A 15,552-nucleotide genomic window follows, 5' to 3' on the forward strand; every position below is an offset into this window, starting at 1 on the left:
CGGCAAACTGTAGCACAGAATCCTTCTGCGATGCAGAATCCACGTGAATTTTGGGGTGTAATTGTCGCTAAATCCGAGTATTCTTGTCAGCCATCCGAAAGGGGTATTTAAGAGGTAGAGGAATGTCAGGTCTTAGCGAATCCGCGAAGTTGGTGAAAGATGCGCTAGAGCGCCGTGGGTTGGAAACTCCAATGCAACCTAGCTTGGCGAGCCCAGCAGAGAAAAAGGATAAAATCGAACATCACATGCGTGAGATCCTCAACCTGCTCGGACTGGACCTTACTGATGACAGTTTGGAAGAGACACCACAACGCATTGCAAAAATGTATGTGGATGAGATTTTCTCGGGATTGGATTACGCCAACTTCCCCAAGATCACTGTTATCGAAAACAAAATGAAAGTGAGCGAGATGGTCAAAGTCAAAGACATCACGCTGACCAGTACTTGTGAGCACCACTTAGTCACCATCGATGGGACAGCCGCCGTGGCCTATATTCCACGCGGCAAAATTATCGGCTTATCGAAAATTAACCGCATTGTGCGCTTTTTTGCGCAACGCCCGCAGGTGCAAGAGCGTATGACGCAACAAATCTTAGTCGCGCTACAAGCGCTGCTTGAGTCCGATGATGTGGCGGTAACGATTGATGCTACGCATTACTGCGTAAAATCCCGCGGTGTGATGGATGCAACTAGCGTGACCACAACAACGGCGTTGGGGGGTATTTTCAAATCTAACCCAGCGACGCGTGCCGAATTCCTACATGGTTTGCGTTAATTCATTATCTTAAAAGTGAATATTAATCAGCCCTCAATTTGAGGGCTGATTGCTTTTCGGGGATAGGACTAATTAAGACGTTATTTGAACAGTGCTAGATATTCGCCGTAGCCTTGCGCTGCCATCTCTTGTTTAGGGATGAAACGCATCGCGGCGGAGTTCATGCAGTAACGTAAGCCAGTTGGGGCAGGGCCATCATCAAACACATGTCCAAGGTGTGAATCGGCGAAGCGGCTACGGACTTCTGTGCGGGTGTAAAAGAGTTTAGTGTCATCTTTGGTGACAATGTAACTTGAATCGATTGGCTTGGTGAAACTCGGCCAACCGGTTCCTGATTTGTATTTGTCGGTAGAAGAAAACAGCGGTTCACCCGACACAATATCAACGTAAATGCCTTCTTCTTTATTGTCCCAATATTCATTATCGAATGGACGTTCTGTGCCTTCGTGCTGAGTCACCTTGTATTGTAAGCTGGTCAGTTTAGCGCGGATCTGATCATCTGATGGACGCACATAAGTTTTGACGTTAGCTTGCCCATTTTTTTCATCAATCAACTGGCGAAGGGTTTTCGGTTTTTCATTTCGGTCGGCACCGAAAATTTCATCCAAATACTGATCGCGGCCAGAAGCATAGCGATAGTAGTTGTAGCGAACTTTGCTCTTTTTGTAATAGTCCTGATGGTAATCTTCGGCAGGCCAGAATTTTTTGAACTCGATTAATTCAGTTTTGAGTGGTTTCTTGAAAATACCGAGTTGGTCAATTTCCATCATAAAGCGCTTAGCCACGTCAAGTTGCTCTGCGTTGTGATAGAAAATAGCGGGGCGATATTGTGAACCGCGATCGACAAACGAGCCTTGGTCATCGGTTGGGTCAATATGACGGAAAAACTGATCCAGCACTTGTTCATAACTGACGATCTTCGGGTCAAAAGTCACTTGGATCACTTCAATGTGTCCCGTTTTACCAGAAGAGACTTGCTTGTAAGTAGGGTTATCCACGTGTCCACCCGCGTAGCCAGAAACCACGTCCACTACACCGGGCAGCTTCTCCATATCGGATTCTGTACACCAGAAGCAGCCACCAGCGAGTGTGGCTTGTTGATAACCGTCTGTAGTTGGTGGCATCGCACCTGGTTTTGTATCGGCTTGACTAAACAGAGAGAGGGTAAGCGCAACCAAAGCGAATAGTGGAGCTCCCCAAGCAAAGAGTCGTTTCATGAGCATTTCCTTTTGGTTCTTTACAAAGTTATAGAAAAAGAACGGCAAACAGGATCAGAAATTTCAGCGTTGGAGGGGACTTTTTATCTTGAGGATAATGCCGTGCATCAAGTGACAACACGGCGTAGATAACAAACGTGGTTAACTTAGGCCGACAATATTGCCGTCTTGATCGATATCGAGTGACATAAAAGAAGGCTTTTCAGGCAGTCCTGGCATGGTCATTACGCTGCCACACAAGGCGTAGACAAATTCTGCACCTGCACATAAACGCAGTTCACGGATCGGTACGATAAAATCTCGTGGAGCCCCTTTAATCGCAGGATCGGTGGAAATAGAAAGCGGTGTTTTGGCCAAACAGACTGCAAGATGATCAAAGCCTTGAGCTTGCAGTTTTGCCAATTGTTGCGCGGCTTTATCACTCAGGGAAATCTCTGCCGCGCCATAGCCTTTCATGGCCACCGCTTTGAGTTTTTCATCCAATGGCATGTCTGAATGGTAGAGCGGTGTAAACTGAGAATGGTTTTGGCACTGCTTAACGACTTTTTCTGCAAGCAATTTTGTGCCTTCGCCACCTTGTGCAAAGCCTTCAGAAATTGCCACGGATACACGGTTGGGGAGGGATTCAATCAGCTTAACCAGTTGATCCAGCTCTTCGGTGCAATCTTGTGGGAAGCGGTTGATCGCTACCACAGCAGGCACACCATACTGGTTTACGTTATCAATATGCCATTTCAGGTTTTCAAAACCGGCTTGCAAGGCGGCGCTGTCAGGAGCGAAGAGGGCATCCGGTACGGCTTGACCGGGGCGCAAATCATAAAGCCCGGAATTGGCTTTCAAGCCACGTAAGGTTGCGACAATCACGGCACAATCTGGCGTTTTACCAGAAGCTTTCGCTTTGATGTTACAGGCTTTCTCAAACCCCATATCGGAGCCAAAACCGCCTTCGGTAACGGTGTAGTCAGCCAAACGGGTGGCGATTTCATCGGCAATAATCGATGAGTTACCGTGCGCGATATTTGCAAACGGACCAGCATGAATCAGCGTTGGTACGCCTTCCAAGGTTTGCATCAAGGTCGGTTCAATCGCTTCCTTCATGCTCACGGCCATTGCACCTGCCACTTTCAGATCTTCTGTAGTGACCGGATTACCGTCCAAATCATAAGCCAGCACCACATTACCGATGCGGCGACGCAAATCACGCAGATCTGAGGCGAGAGCAAGAATGGCCATCAATTCGGATGCGGCAGAGATATCAAAACCATCTTCGCGCTCATAACCATTAATATTTTTTCCGGGTTCATTGCGGCCGACAGTCACCATGCGCAGCGCGCGATCGTTATGATCCATCACTCGTTTCCAAACGACCTGTTTGGGGTCAATGCGCAGCGCTTGCATGCCAGTGCGGCGCTCAAAATCGTCATATCCGAGGCGTTGTTCGTGATAAATCCGCGCATCAATCGCTGCCGCAGCAAGGTTATGCGCCGCAGTGACGGCATGAATATCACCGGTTAAATGCAGGTTGAGTTCTTCCATTGGTGCGACCTGCGAATAACCACCACCTGCAGCGCCGCCTTTTACACCAAAAATAGGCCCCATAGAGGGCTGGCGAATACACGCCATGACCGAGTGATTAAGTTTGGCTAATCCTTGCGCTAAGCCAATAGTGGTGACGGTTTTTCCTTCGCCCAGTGGTGTTGGAGTAATTGCGGTGACAAGAATGAATTTGCCTTTAGGCTTACTGGCCAATCTCTCTAGGCAATGCAGTGACACTTTGGCTTTATGCAGGCCGTGGCTTTCATACTCGTCAGCGTGTAATCCTGCTTTCTGAGCAATGGCATCGATAGGCGCTAGTGATGTAGCGCGGCAAATTTCAATATCTGGCAGCATAAAACCCTCATCGGAAGTGGTTAAAATGGTGAGGCAAACGTTTGCGCGCAAATCATAGCGATAAATTGTGGCTTGTAAAGATTCTTATGGAGTGAATTCTGCGAGCGATTGGAATTTTAGCGGATTGCTGATTTTGATCAATTGAAGCACGCTGTTTTCACAGCATTTTGACTCGTTGTGATTGAAAAAGGCGCTCACTTGAGCGCCTTAGAAGGGTGAATAATCCAGAGTTATTTATCTTGTTGTGCTTTTAACAAATCACGGATTTCAGAAAGCAGTTCTTGATCTTTGGTTGGCGCAGGTGGGGCTTTAGGCGCTTCTTCTTCCTTGCGTTTTAAGCTATTGATCGCTTTTAAACCCATGAAAATGGCGAATGCGATAATCATAAAATCGACCACGGTTTGGATAAATTTACCGTAGGCAATCACTACGGCAGGGGCATCACCTTGCGCTGCAAGTAATACGAAACTCAGATCGCTAAAATTCACACCGCCTAAAATAATACCGATTGGCGGCATAATGATATCGGCCACAAATGACGACACTATTTTGCCAAACGCCGCACCAATGATGATACCGACTGCCATGTCGATCACATTGCCACGAGATGCAAAAGCCTTGAACTCTTTGAGTAAGCTCATTGGGTTTTCTCCAAACTGAATAAATTGTTGAATTGAAGGTGACAGCGGTATCAGGAGAAGCTAACGGTTTTCTGCTACCGATTACGTTACCAAGGGTATAGCGCTGTTTGGTTGTTCGCAATCTCGTCATCCAGAAATTTTATATACCTAGCATTATTGATGCGGCCGTTTCATTTATTGGACAAATCGCTATACCCCTTGGAGTTGCAGCCCATACCGCTGCAGCTACAAGTAGTAAGGGGATAAAGAACGCGGAAATTTGGCTGGTTATGATTGAAAAAGGCGCTCAATCGAGCGCCTATGGCTACTTAACGAGTGAACTACATCGCTTCAGCAAAAATTGCAGAAATTTCAGCGTGTGTTGCTTGTTTCGGGTTAGTGAATCCACAAGCATCTTTCAGAGCGTTGTCTGCCAGTGTTGGGATATCTTGCTCTTGTGCGCCAAGTTCACGTAAGCCAGCAGGAATACCCACATCTTTAGAGAGTTGCTGAATCGCTTCAATGGCTGCCGCTGCGCCTTGTTCCGCTGTCATTGCTGACACATCCACGCCCATCGCTTTAGCGACATCGCGTAAACGCTCTGGGCACACTTGTGCGTTGTAGCGTTGTACATGTGGCAGCAGCACAGCATTACATACGCCGTGTGGCAGATCATAAAAACCGCCGAGCTGGTGAGCCATCGCGTGTACATAACCCAATGAGGCGTTGTTAAACGCCATGCCCGCCATAAATTGTGCGTAGGCCATTTGTTCACGGGCGTGAATATCATCGCCATTACTGACCGCAGTGCGTAAGTTTGCTTGGATCAGCTCGATCGCTTTGATTGCCACTGCATCAGTAATTGGTGTTGCAGCAATGGAAACATAAGCTTCAACCGCGTGTGTCAGTGCATCCATTCCCGTTGCAGCTGTCAGTGAAGCAGGTTTGGCCAGCATCAGTTCAGGGTCATTGACCGAAATGAGTGGGGTGGTGTGTTTATCCACAATCGCCATTTTGATATGACGTTCTTCATCAGTGATGATGCAAAAACGCGTCATTTCAGAAGCGGTACCCGCCGTAGTGTTAATCGCGACCAGTGGCAGCATAGATTTGGCTGAGCGATCAACGCCTTCATAATCAGAAATTGTACCGCCGTTGGTGGCCAGTAGTGCAATGCCCTTCGCGCAATCGTGAGGAGAGCCACCACCCAGTGAGATCACAAAGTCACAGTCATGTTCTTTCAGTAATGCAAGACCATCATTGACATTGCGAATGGTTGGATTGGGTTTTGTACCATCAAAAACGACTGATTCGACAGATCTTTGATTCAACAGAGTTTGAACCTTTTTCACCACGCCAATTTTATTAAGGATGACATCGGTAACGATGAGACCTCTTTTAAATCCTTTGGATTGAATGGCATCGGCAGCGTCCTTTAGGCAGCCAGCACCCATTAGGTTTACAGTAGGGATGAAAAATGCACTCGTCATTGAATTTACTCCATGAGTTATTGTTTTAACGCAATTAAGGTGATGGAAAAAATAATCACATATATTGATATAGAACAACCTTCACTGAAGCACGTTGATTATGTTTTTGAATCTGTGCATAATCTCAAACAAATTCATTCATCGAATACGTAACTGATTAATATTGAAAGGTTTTGGTTTTTTGAAGGCAATCGATAAACCCACTGTTTTCTAAAACATGGTCTGATGAAAAGACAAATGCCCACTTAAAGTGGGCATTGTTGTCGATTGAATTAGCAAAACGCTAAGCCAGTTGTAGCAGACGTTCAACGAGTTTTTCTATTCCGCAAGCGGCTTGGGAAATATTCTCCGCCAGCATGTAGGCGGGGGTGGAAAGTACTTTGTGCCTTTCATCAAATACGATGCCTTCCACTGGGCAATCCACATGCTGTCCGCCAAGCTGATTAAATGCCGCCGCCGTGTGGTGATCATTACCAATCGTGCCTTGAGCGGCTTCACCATAAATCATGGGGATGATGGCGGGCGCAATACAGATATAACCGGCAGGCTTATGGGCATCGGCAAAAGCGAGACAGGCAGCTTCGACATCGGGGTTGATACTGCATTGGGCGCCTTTAACCGCAAAGTCGGTGAGATTTTTCGCTGCGCCAAAACCGCCCGGTAATAGGAGAGCATCAAATTCATTTACGTCGAGTGTGGCGACATCTTGGATTTTACCGCGCGCAATGCGGGCGGATTCCACCAACACATTACGTGTTTCTGGCATCTCTTCACCCGTTAGGTGGTTAATCACATGCATCTGTTCCACATTCGGTGCAAAGCAGTGCCAGCTTGCGCCTTGTTTCTCAATGGCATGCAGTGCGAGTATCGATTCATGGATTTCTGCTCCATCGAATACTCCACAGCCACTGAGAATGACCGCGACTTTTTTCATGACGTTATCCCTCCACAGATTTCTCTTGCGCCTTCGGCGTGTCGGTTAGATGGTTTTGCACCATCGGCGATTGAGCGTGAGATGAAACCTTCACTTCATCAGAAGAAAACTCTTCCTGATCGGGATAATGCTTTACCACAAATGGGATCAACATGACTGACGACGGAAAAAAACGCTTCATAACCACTCCTTGTGCCGTTCAATGTATCGCTTCACGGCCCTTTATAAAAAGAAATGTCGGATTACTTTTTGCGCTAAGTCACCGAATCAATCTATTTATAGTTCGAGTTTGGTATTTTGGCTTCAGCATCACACAAAGCGATCCCAATACGGTTGGTCATTCCCTAACTTCTGCTGCAAGAAATCGATGAAAGCTCGAACTTTATAGGGCAGGTGTTTGCGTTCTGGAAAAACAGCATAGACAGCGTGGACTGGTAAAGAATATTGCGTCATTACCGATTTCAGCGTTCCGCGAGCCAGATCTTTACTGACGAGAAAGGTAGGCAGTTGAGCGATACCCAATCCAGCGAGCAAGGCTCGGCGAATCGCTTCACTGTTGTTGACCGTCAGGTTACCTTTCGGGATGACTTTGACCTCTTGTTGTTGATTGTGAAAGGTCCATTCGCTGCCACCGCGAAAATAGGAATAGACAAGGCAGTTGTGTTCAAGAAGATCCGCAGGTTTCTCAGGTTCTCCGTGACGGGTTAGATATTCCGGTGAAGCACAAAGGACGCTCTGGCAAGTTACAAGGCGTTTCGCAACAAGGTTGGATGTTGGGAGGTGTCCTATCCGAATGGCAAGATCAAAGCCACCTTCAATCAGATCGACCATTTGGTCTTCTAGTTGCAAATCAATCTCGACTTTAGGGTAAATAGAAATGAAATCGGCAATGATGGGCGCAATATGCAGCACCCCAAAAGACATAGGCGCGGTAATTTTTAATTTGCCTTGCGGTTCACCTTGTAATTCGGTGACTGCATCCATCCCTTGTTGAGCATAACTAAGTGCTTGTGACACATGGTAGTAATAACGTTCACCTGCTTCCGTTAAGCTTAGTTTCCGTGTTGTTCGGTTGATCAATCGAATGCCTAAATCATCTTCAAGCTGAGAAAGCCGTTTACTGACTGCGGACTTAGTGATCTTGAGTTTCTTGGCAGCAAGCGAAAAGCTGCCACATTCGACAACGGCAACAAACACAGGAATAGAAGGAAAAGTAGTCAGCATCAGTATTGTTGAATCAAGATAAACAAAAAGTTTCCATGGCTGGAGATTATCATCAATTGAAAAACAATCTACACTATCAGCCTGATTTTAAGGAGATCATCATGAAGTACGATTGGATCTTATTTGACGCTGACGAGACCTTGTTTCATTTCGATGCTTTTAAAGGGATGCAGCTGATGTTCGCGCGCAAAGGCGTGGAGTTTACCGAACAAGATTTTCACCAATACCAAGAAGTGAATAAACCGCTGTGGGTGGATTACCAAAACGGCGATATTACCGCCGCGCAGTTGAAGCATACGCGCTTTGCTGGTTGGGCAGAAAAGCTGGATACCACAACGGCAGAGCTCAACAGTGCATTTTTGCAAGCCATGGCGGATATTTGCACCTTGCTACCGGGAGCAATGGAGCTGATGCAGGCGCTACACGGTAAAGCGCGCTTGGGCATTATCACTAACGGTTTTACTGAGCTACAAGATGTAAGATTGGCCAAAACAGGCATGACAGACTTTTTTGATCACATTGTGATTTCCGAGGAAGTCGGGATTGCTAAACCTGATGCTGGCATTTTTGCCCATGCATTGGAGCGAATGGGGAACCCGACAAAGAGCCGAGTACTGATGGTAGGTGATAATCCACATTCCGATATTTTAGGTGGCTTGAACTTTGGAATTGAGACTTGCTGGTTAAACGTACATCAGCATCCGCAACCTGAAGGGATCATTCCACATTATGAAGTGGCTTCACTGCATGAGCTGAGAGAGATCTTATTGGCGTAATGCCATGAGAAGGAAGGCAAGGCGCTCCTGGTGCAAAGTGAATCACTTTGCACCGGATACCTGATTAACGGTGGAATTCGCCAGCGCGTTCAGGTTGATAGACTATGTCGATGATTTCGAGGGTTTTCAATGTGCCGCCCGGCATAGGCCAAGCCAGTTGTTGACCCACTGCAAGGCCAAGTAACGCGCTACCCACAGGGGCAAAAATCGATACGTCAGCGCTGCTTTTCACATCGTTTGGGTAAACCAACGTTTTTTCCATCACTTCATCGCTGCCTGAGAATTTAAAGCGCACCGTAGAATTCATGGTGACAACATTCTCTGGCATCTCTTCAGGTTCGAGCACAGTCGCGCGATCCAATTCTTCTTCCAGTTTTTCTAACTCTGGCGACAAGGTGGCTAGGTTATCCATCAACTGGCTGATTCTGTCCATATCGAGTGTTGAAACCACGATAGTATTGAGTTCAGACATCATATTTCTCCAAAATAAATACCGCCCTGAAAACAGGGCGGTATCAATCAGTTTTGTTAAATTGTCGGCCTTACCATAGCTTGCACTGCAGCGGATTTCAACCCCCATAGTACAGCCAGATTTTCGTTTTGTGCTCGAGCGCTAATGAATGAAGGATCAGTCAGTTAAGGCTTTTCACCCGCTAACAGTCGATGCTCAATATCAGCCAGAACAGCAGGGAGATCGGCAATTGTATCGATCAAATAGTGTGGTTTTCCCTGTTGCAGTTTGGCTTGTGCGTGTTCGCGTGCGGCTTGTAGCGTTGCTGCATCAGCATTCTGATACTCTTCGAGCGTTAAGCCCGCTTCGTTGCCAGACAGCAGTAAACCGACCGTCCACATGCCGGCATTGTGGCCTTCTTCGATACCGGGAAGCGCGTCATCCACTTTCACGCAAGCACGTACATTGGTCACACCAAGTTCAATTACATTTTTGAGTGCCATAAATGGGGCTGGACGACCCCCTTTCGGTAAATCATCAGTAGCAACCACATAATCAGGACGATAACCGTAATCTGCAGCAGCAGCGATCAAAACATCCATGACTTGTCGTGGATAACCAGAGCAAGATCCGATTTTGATCCCGCGCGAACGGATCTGTTCAACCACTTCAAGCGCATGTGGAATAGGCTCAGCGTGATCGGCCACTTTGGCGATTTGCAGCGGCATAAAGGCGGCGTAAATCGCATCGATATCGCTGGCTTTCATCGGGCGTCCAAATTGCTTCTGCCAACGCTGCGCTACACTGGGAAGCTTACCTACGGCTTCAATGTGTTGCCATTTGCCCAGTCCCATCGGCTCGCGAGCCTCGGCAAGACTGATATCAAAATCAAAACCTTGCTTGAAAGCTTCGACAAAAATAGAGGTCGGCGCGAACGATCCAAAATCAACAATGGTGCCAGCCCAATCAAAAATAACGGCTTGAATCGGTGAATTCATAACTTTTCCTTAATGTGAGTAACCCATTTGCTGGCTGATGGCGAGCAAAGCGGAGTGCAAAATATCGAGTGCTTGATCCAGTTCTTGGCGCGAAATAATTAGAGACGGACTGAGTTGAATCACATTGCCTTGTGAGACTTTAAAGCTCAGCCCATGACGTAAACAGTGGTAGAGCACAGCTTCGGCTTCATCGTGAGCGCGCTGTTTTGTGTGGCGATCGGTTACTAGTTCGATCCCCCAAAGCAAACCGATACCGCGTACATCGCCAATCAGTGAAAATTGCTGCTGCATTTGATTGAGACGTTGGCGCATATAAACGCTATCTGCCTGAACTTTGGCGAGTAAATTTTGCTGCTCAATCACTTCAATGCTGGCTAATGCCGCAGCGCAGCCGAGTGGACTTTTTTCATGGGTGTAGTGACCCAAAGAAACCTGCGCGGCAGTGTTGTATTTTTCTTTGGTGAGGAGGGCCGCGATGGGGATAAGTCCAGCCCCCAAACCTTTGCCGATACACAAAATATCAGGCTCTATGCCAAACGCTTGGTGAGTAAACCACTCGCCGCTGCGCCCCATGCCGTTGGGAATGTCATCAATAATCAACAGCACATTGTGTTTATCGCAGATTTCCCTTACGCGTTGCCAATAGGTGCGGCTAGGTACTTGTACATCGGTATTGCGGACCGCTTCTGCGATGAATGCGCCGATACCGCCTTCTTTTTCGATCACGTACTCCAAGTAATCGGCGTAGTGCACATCGCTGCCGTCTTCACGGGGAAATGCACCGCGGTAGGTAATGGCTGGAGGAATACGCTCCACGCCTGCCATAAGTGGCCCCATTCCTTGTCGAAAGCAGGCTTCGCCACCGACAGAAATGGCATCCAAAGACGCGCCATGAAAGGCATCCCACAGACTGACCACTTTAAAATTCTGCGTCACATGGCGCGCTAATTTGAGCGCCATACCAATGACGGAAGTACCGCCGGGAGCAAACAGTACGCGTTTGAGTTCGCCACCGGCAATGTCTGTGAGTTTCTCCGCGCAGCGAACCGCGGTTTCATGGGTAAAGCGGCGCGGTGCGAAAGGTAGCATCTGCATTTGTTCGGTGATTTTTTCGATAACCTGCGGATGACCATGACCGAGTTGATGCACATTATTGCCATGAAAATCGAGGTAGCGTTGTCCTGACACATCTTGCAAATAACAGCCTTCCGCACTGACTAACGCATCTAGGCAAGGTGTGGACATGGCTTGATGAAGGAATATTTCAGCGTCACGTTGTAACAACTTTTGTGTCGCTTCATCATCCAATTGTGCCAACCATGCTTGTCGTGCTTCGGTAGTGTTGATATCGCCTTCACTGCGCCAGTGCGTGGGGTTGTGTGGTGACGGATTATCGAGTGGTTTCATTACGTTTTCCTGATCCGTTACGCTGGATTCCAGTACATGGCTTGCTGCATCGCGCTGAGTAGGCGATCAATATCTTGCGGATACACTTCGCCAATGTTGCCAATGCGAAAGCAGTCTGCGTTGCTTACTTTGCCGGGATAAATCACAAAGCCTTGCTGTTTTAAGCGCTGATAAAACTCACCAAACTGATAATCAGAATCCGTGGGTGAATAAAAAGAAGTGATGACGGGAGAGTGCAGATGTTCCGGTAGCAGCGGAGTAAAGCCGAGTGTGCGCATACCGTTAACCAATTTTTGCTGATTGGTGTGATAACGCTGATAGCGCGCCGCGATGCCACCTTCGCTCTCCAACTCCAACAAGGCTTGGTAGAAAGCACGAACCGTATGGGTTGGGGAGGTAAAACGCCACTTGCCACGATTTTTTTCCATACACTGCCATTGGTCATAGAGATCAAGCGTGAGTGAGCGTGCTCGACCTTGGCATTGCTCAAGTTCAGAACGTTTGGCAATCACAAAGCCAAAGCCGGGCACACCTTGAATGCATTTGTTGGCCGAGCTGATCATAAAATCGATGTCCATTTCACCAATATCCATCGGAATACCGCCAAAGCTCGACATGGCATCGAGAATCACCCGTTTACCATGCTGTTTAGCCAGTTTGGCGATTTCCGCAATCGGATTGAGCATGCCGGTGGTGGTTTCACAGTGCACCACGGCAACGTGTGTGATTGCGGAATCTGAGGTTAGAACTTGAGCGATCTCTTCAAGATTGGGCTGCGCGGTTTCTCCGGGGGAAATGACATGGCAAGCAATGTTGAGATATTCCGCGATTTGCGCAATACGCGCCCCATAAGCACCATTATCGATCACGAGCAGCTTATCCGTCGGCAACATCACGGTTCCAATCGTTGCTTCTACGGAAGCGGTGCCGCTGCCTTGCATCAATACTGAGGTGTATCCGGATTGTGTTGTGGCAAGAGTTACGAGTTTGCGGCGAATCACTTCGACAATTTCGAGATTGTAATCATCATCCCAAGTGCACCAATCCTTCAGCATGGCTTCACGTACCGACTCAGACGTAGAAAGGGGACCCGGGGTAAGCAACAGATACGCGTTCTTCATTTATTACTCCATTTGGACTATACCAATAAATTGATATTATCTAACAACGAGAAAAGCCACGGGTAAACCCTCCATCGAGTAATTTCACAAAAGTTTCATAACTTAGCCGTGCAGAAAATAGGTAATAGAAGGGAATCAAACTTAGTCAAATTGCCAATTTTTGTTCATCGAAACGTCATACAGGATCGCTAGGGTAAATAATAATTCTGGTACATACCAAATTAACTAAATTGGAGATGATGATGAACAAAGGCATGTTGAAAGGAACACTTACCCTAATCGCAACGTTGATGGCGACTCATGCGTTTGCTGCGCAGGAAGTCACGGTTTATACCGCACTAGAAACCGATCTGTTGGCGAAATACAAAAACGTATTTGAAAAAGCTAACCCAGATATTGAGATCAAATGGGTACGTGACTCAACGGGGATCATGACGGCGAAGCTGTTAGCCGAAAAGAATAACCCACGCGCAGAAGTGGTGTGGGGGCTAGCCGGTTCATCCATGGCGCTTCTTAAAGAGCAAGGTATTCTCAAACCCTATACGCCTAAAGGTGCCGATGAACTACGCAGCAATATGAAAGATCCGCAATCGCAACCGGCTTGGTATGGTAACTATGCCTTCTTTAATGCGCTCTGTTTTAATGAAGCGGTAGCCAAACAGCTGAACTTGCCCAAACCCCAAAGCTGGGAAGATTTAACCAAGCCGATTTATAAGGGGCATATTGCCATGCCAAACCCTGCTTCTTCAGGTACTGGCTACATGCAAGTTTCCGCATGGTTGCAAAATATGGGGGAAGAGCAAGCGTGGGATTATATGCAGCGCCTTGATCAAAACATGGCGCACTATACCCATTCCGGCTCGAAACCTTGTGTACAAGCGGGCATGGGAGAGGTGGCGATTGGGATCTCTATGGCCACTCGCGGTGCTAAACTCAAAACCCAAGGCGCACCTTTGGATGTGATTGTGCCTAATGGCATTGGTTGGGAATCGGATGCTGTGGGTTTAGTGAAAGAGAGTGACGCCGCGAAACGCGTGGTGGATTGGTCTGTCTCTAAAGCCGCCAATGAACTTTACATTGAAAGCTATCCTGTGGTTGGCCATCAAGATGTCAGCAAACAAGTCGCCAACTATCCGAATGTGGAAAAAGTGATGGCGAAGATGGATTTCAACCAGATGGGCAGTGATCGTGCCCGTGTGTTGAAAGCGTGGTCTGAGAAGTTTGATTCAAAATCTGAACCGAAATCTTAAGAGCAAATCATCTGAGGAGGCGGCGGCCTCCTTTGTTTTTATTCATCCTCTGAATTCAGCATCCCTTACACCGCCAACCATTGTTATAGGTATCTCATCTGTCATCAGATGGTCACACTTTAGCGATAAAACTGTCACTGCTCTGCAATAAAGTTTCGTTATTTTTGGACTATACCAAATTTAAGGATGACTTTTATGACCACGCAGAACCCTCGTGAACAGAAAAACCTTGAAGCCCAATACCCTGAAAAACAACACCTTGGACATCAGTTTCCAGAGAAAAGCTACCTAGATATTCGTCATGTCGTGAAACAGTTTGGCGCATTTACCGCTTTGAAAGAGATCAGCTTGTCGATCGAACAAGGCGAATTTGTCTGCTTTCTTGGCCCGTCGGGTTGCGGTAAAACCACTTTATTGCGCGCCATTGCGGGGTTAGATCTGCCCACCTCTGGCACCATTCATCAAAACCAACAGGCCATTACTTTTCTGCCGCCGGAGAAACGCGATTTCGGCATTGTTTTCCAATCCTATGCTCTATTTCCTAATTTAACGGTGGAAGAAAACATCGCCATCGGTCTGCGGAATCAAGGCATGTCAGTACGTGATGCCTTAGAAAAAGTTGAACAGTGGTTGGAACTCATTGGTCTCGCCACTTCGGCACAAAAATACCCAAGCCAGCTTTCAGGCGGCCAACAGCAGCGGGTGGCATTAGCGCGCGCTTTGGCGTTATCTCCTGGGCTATTGCTGCTTGATGAGCCACTGTCAGCATTGGATGCCAAAGTGCGAACTCACTTGCGTGATGAGATTTGCCAATTGCAGCGTAAGTTGGGAATAACCACCATCATGGTGACCCACGATCAGGAAGAAGCATTGACCATGGCGGATCGTATCGTGGTCATGAATCACGGCGTCATTGAGCAAGTCGGCACGCCCCAAGACATTTACCAAAAACCCGCGAGTCGTTTTGTGGCGGAGTTTGTCGGCACCATGAATTTCATTCCCGTATCTATGGCAACCTCCCATCAGTTGCGCATTGCAGAATCACTGATTGCGCTGCCTAAGATAGAAAACTTGACGCCTACTCAAGGTGAGCAATTTGATCTGGCCGTTCGCCCAGAAAATCTAGAACTGGTCACGCGCTACAACGATGCTATTCCAGTCGTCATTCGCCATTTGGAGTTTCTTGGCGCGTTTTATCGAGTCGAATGTGTGTTTCAAGACGAGCGTTTGGCTCCTCCCGTTTATGTCGATTTACCGATCACGCAGGTGCAAGCCATGAATTTAAAAGCAGGCGATGTTCGATATTTGGCACTGCGTGAAGGGCAGCTTCGTGCGTACCGTCGCAAGGTCATGTCTACGACGCAAGCTATCACAACAGCATGCGCGTATGCCGCGTAA

At 47.5% G+C, this 15,552-nt stretch carries 15 protein-coding genes; 4 read left to right on the forward strand and 11 right to left on the reverse strand.

Annotated elements, in window-relative coordinates; translation table 11 throughout:
- The first annotated feature begins 122 nt into the window (after window positions 1-122).
- Entirely contained in the window at window positions 123-776 is a 654-nt protein-coding gene (folE, locus tag D908_RS05265; protein ID WP_000016196.1) for a GTP cyclohydrolase I FolE, read from the forward strand.
- 80 nt (window positions 777-856) lie between these two features.
- Here folE and msrB read toward each other — a convergent pair whose 3' ends face one another.
- From msrB to D908_RS05230, 7 genes are all read right to left on the reverse strand, one after another.
- Window positions 857-1,993, reverse strand: coding sequence for a peptide-methionine (R)-S-oxide reductase MsrB (msrB, locus tag D908_RS05260; protein ID WP_005525910.1), 1,137 nt, complete (start codon window positions 1,991-1,993; stop codon window positions 857-859).
- Window positions 1,994-2,134: 141 nt separating this feature from the next.
- A complete protein-coding gene (locus tag D908_RS05255) occupies window positions 2,135-3,883 on the reverse strand; it encodes a formate--tetrahydrofolate ligase (protein ID WP_005525912.1) in 1,749 nt (582 codons plus the stop codon).
- A 230-nt stretch (window positions 3,884-4,113) separates the two neighbouring features.
- Window positions 4,114-4,524: a large-conductance mechanosensitive channel protein MscL gene (mscL, locus tag D908_RS05250; protein WP_000054761.1), complete on the reverse strand. Its 411-nt coding sequence runs from the start codon at window positions 4,522-4,524 to the stop codon at window positions 4,114-4,116.
- A 320-nt stretch (window positions 4,525-4,844) separates the two neighbouring features.
- Complete coding sequence (gene yiaY, locus D908_RS05245; RefSeq protein ID WP_000199488.1) at window positions 4,845-5,993, reverse strand: L-threonine dehydrogenase; 1,149 nt, start codon at window positions 5,991-5,993, stop codon at window positions 4,845-4,847.
- A gap of 283 nt (window positions 5,994-6,276) precedes the next feature.
- A complete protein-coding gene (gene elbB, locus D908_RS05240; RefSeq protein ID WP_000754771.1) occupies window positions 6,277-6,927 on the reverse strand; it encodes an isoprenoid biosynthesis glyoxalase ElbB in 651 nt (216 codons plus the stop codon).
- Window positions 6,928-6,931: 4 nt separating this feature from the next.
- Entirely contained in the window at window positions 6,932-7,108 is a 177-nt protein-coding gene (locus D908_RS22320; protein ID WP_000819272.1) for a hypothetical protein, read from the reverse strand.
- 128 nt (window positions 7,109-7,236) lie between these two features.
- Window positions 7,237-8,151: a LysR family transcriptional regulator gene (locus D908_RS05230; RefSeq protein WP_005525915.1), complete on the reverse strand. Its 915-nt coding sequence runs from the start codon at window positions 8,149-8,151 to the stop codon at window positions 7,237-7,239.
- A gap of 101 nt (window positions 8,152-8,252) precedes the next feature.
- Here D908_RS05230 and yjjG point away from each other — a divergent pair, with 101 nt between their 5' ends.
- The gene (gene yjjG, locus D908_RS05225) at window positions 8,253-8,927 is read left to right on the forward strand and encodes a pyrimidine 5'-nucleotidase (protein ID WP_005525916.1); all 675 of its coding nucleotides are present in this window, start codon (window positions 8,253-8,255) and stop codon (window positions 8,925-8,927) included.
- Window positions 8,928-8,991: 64 nt separating this feature from the next.
- Here the strand turns inward: yjjG and rnk are convergent, their stop codons facing one another.
- The 4 genes from rnk to phnW form a co-directional block, all read right to left on the reverse strand.
- Window positions 8,992-9,399 (reverse strand): nucleoside diphosphate kinase regulator, encoded by a 408-nt coding sequence (rnk, locus tag D908_RS05220; RefSeq protein WP_001292882.1) that lies wholly within the window; start codon window positions 9,397-9,399, stop codon window positions 8,992-8,994.
- Window positions 9,400-9,563: 164 nt separating this feature from the next.
- The gene (phnX, locus tag D908_RS05215) at window positions 9,564-10,376 is read right to left on the reverse strand and encodes a phosphonoacetaldehyde hydrolase (protein ID WP_005525919.1); all 813 of its coding nucleotides are present in this window, start codon (window positions 10,374-10,376) and stop codon (window positions 9,564-9,566) included.
- Window positions 10,377-10,385: 9 nt separating this feature from the next.
- Entirely contained in the window at window positions 10,386-11,783 is a 1,398-nt protein-coding gene (locus D908_RS05210; RefSeq protein WP_005525920.1) for an aspartate aminotransferase family protein, read from the reverse strand.
- A 17-nt stretch (window positions 11,784-11,800) separates the two neighbouring features.
- Window positions 11,801-12,904 carry a 2-aminoethylphosphonate--pyruvate transaminase gene (phnW, locus tag D908_RS05205; protein WP_005525923.1) on the reverse strand — a complete coding sequence of 368 codons (1,104 nt, stop codon included), beginning with the start codon at window positions 12,902-12,904 and terminating at the stop codon, window positions 11,801-11,803.
- A 239-nt stretch (window positions 12,905-13,143) separates the two neighbouring features.
- Here phnW and D908_RS05200 point away from each other — a divergent pair, with 239 nt between their 5' ends.
- A complete protein-coding gene (locus D908_RS05200) occupies window positions 13,144-14,154 on the forward strand; it encodes a putative 2-aminoethylphosphonate ABC transporter substrate-binding protein (protein WP_005525925.1) in 1,011 nt (336 codons plus the stop codon).
- Between the two features lie 195 nt (window positions 14,155-14,349).
- Entirely contained in the window at window positions 14,350-15,552 is a 1,203-nt protein-coding gene (locus D908_RS05195; RefSeq protein ID WP_005525927.1) for a putative 2-aminoethylphosphonate ABC transporter ATP-binding protein, read from the forward strand.

The organism is Vibrio mimicus CAIM 602 (assembly GCF_000338875.1).
Classification (GTDB): Bacteria; Pseudomonadota; Gammaproteobacteria; order Enterobacterales; family Vibrionaceae; genus Vibrio; species Vibrio mimicus.

Bases quoted from the DNA above. Each gene is read 5' to 3' on its own strand.
- D908_RS22320 (WP_000819272.1), bottom strand. From the start codon at position 7,108: ATGAAGCGTTTTTTTCCGTCGTCAGTCATGTTGATCCCATTTGTGGTA.
- elbB (WP_000754771.1), bottom strand. From the start codon at position 6,927: ATGAAAAAAGTCGCGGTCATTCTCAGTGGCTGTGGAGTATTCGATGGA.
- yiaY (WP_000199488.1), bottom strand. From the start codon at position 5,993: ATGACGAGTGCATTTTTCATCCCTACTGTAAACCTAATGGGTGCTGGC.
- phnW (WP_005525923.1), bottom strand. From the start codon at position 12,904: ATGAAGAACGCGTATCTGTTGCTTACCCCGGGTCCCCTTTCTACGTCT.
- msrB (WP_005525910.1), bottom strand. From the start codon at position 1,993: ATGAAACGACTCTTTGCTTGGGGAGCTCCACTATTCGCTTTGGTTGCG.
- phnX (WP_005525919.1), bottom strand. From the start codon at position 10,376: ATGAATTCACCGATTCAAGCCGTTATTTTTGATTGGGCTGGCACCATT.
- D908_RS05210 (WP_005525920.1), bottom strand. From the start codon at position 11,783: ATGAAACCACTCGATAATCCGTCACCACACAACCCCACGCACTGGCGC.
- yjjG (WP_005525916.1), top strand. From the start codon at position 8,253: ATGAAGTACGATTGGATCTTATTTGACGCTGACGAGACCTTGTTTCAT.
- D908_RS05200 (WP_005525925.1), top strand. From the start codon at position 13,144: ATGATGAACAAAGGCATGTTGAAAGGAACACTTACCCTAATCGCAACG.
- D908_RS05195 (WP_005525927.1), top strand. From the start codon at position 14,350: ATGACCACGCAGAACCCTCGTGAACAGAAAAACCTTGAAGCCCAATAC.
- mscL (WP_000054761.1), bottom strand. From the start codon at position 4,524: ATGAGCTTACTCAAAGAGTTCAAGGCTTTTGCATCTCGTGGCAATGTG.
- rnk (WP_001292882.1), bottom strand. From the start codon at position 9,399: ATGTCTGAACTCAATACTATCGTGGTTTCAACACTCGATATGGACAGA.
- D908_RS05255 (WP_005525912.1), bottom strand. From the start codon at position 3,883: ATGCTGCCAGATATTGAAATTTGCCGCGCTACATCACTAGCGCCTATC.
- folE (WP_000016196.1), top strand. From the start codon at position 123: ATGTCAGGTCTTAGCGAATCCGCGAAGTTGGTGAAAGATGCGCTAGAG.
- D908_RS05230 (WP_005525915.1), bottom strand. From the start codon at position 8,151: ATGCTGACTACTTTTCCTTCTATTCCTGTGTTTGTTGCCGTTGTCGAA.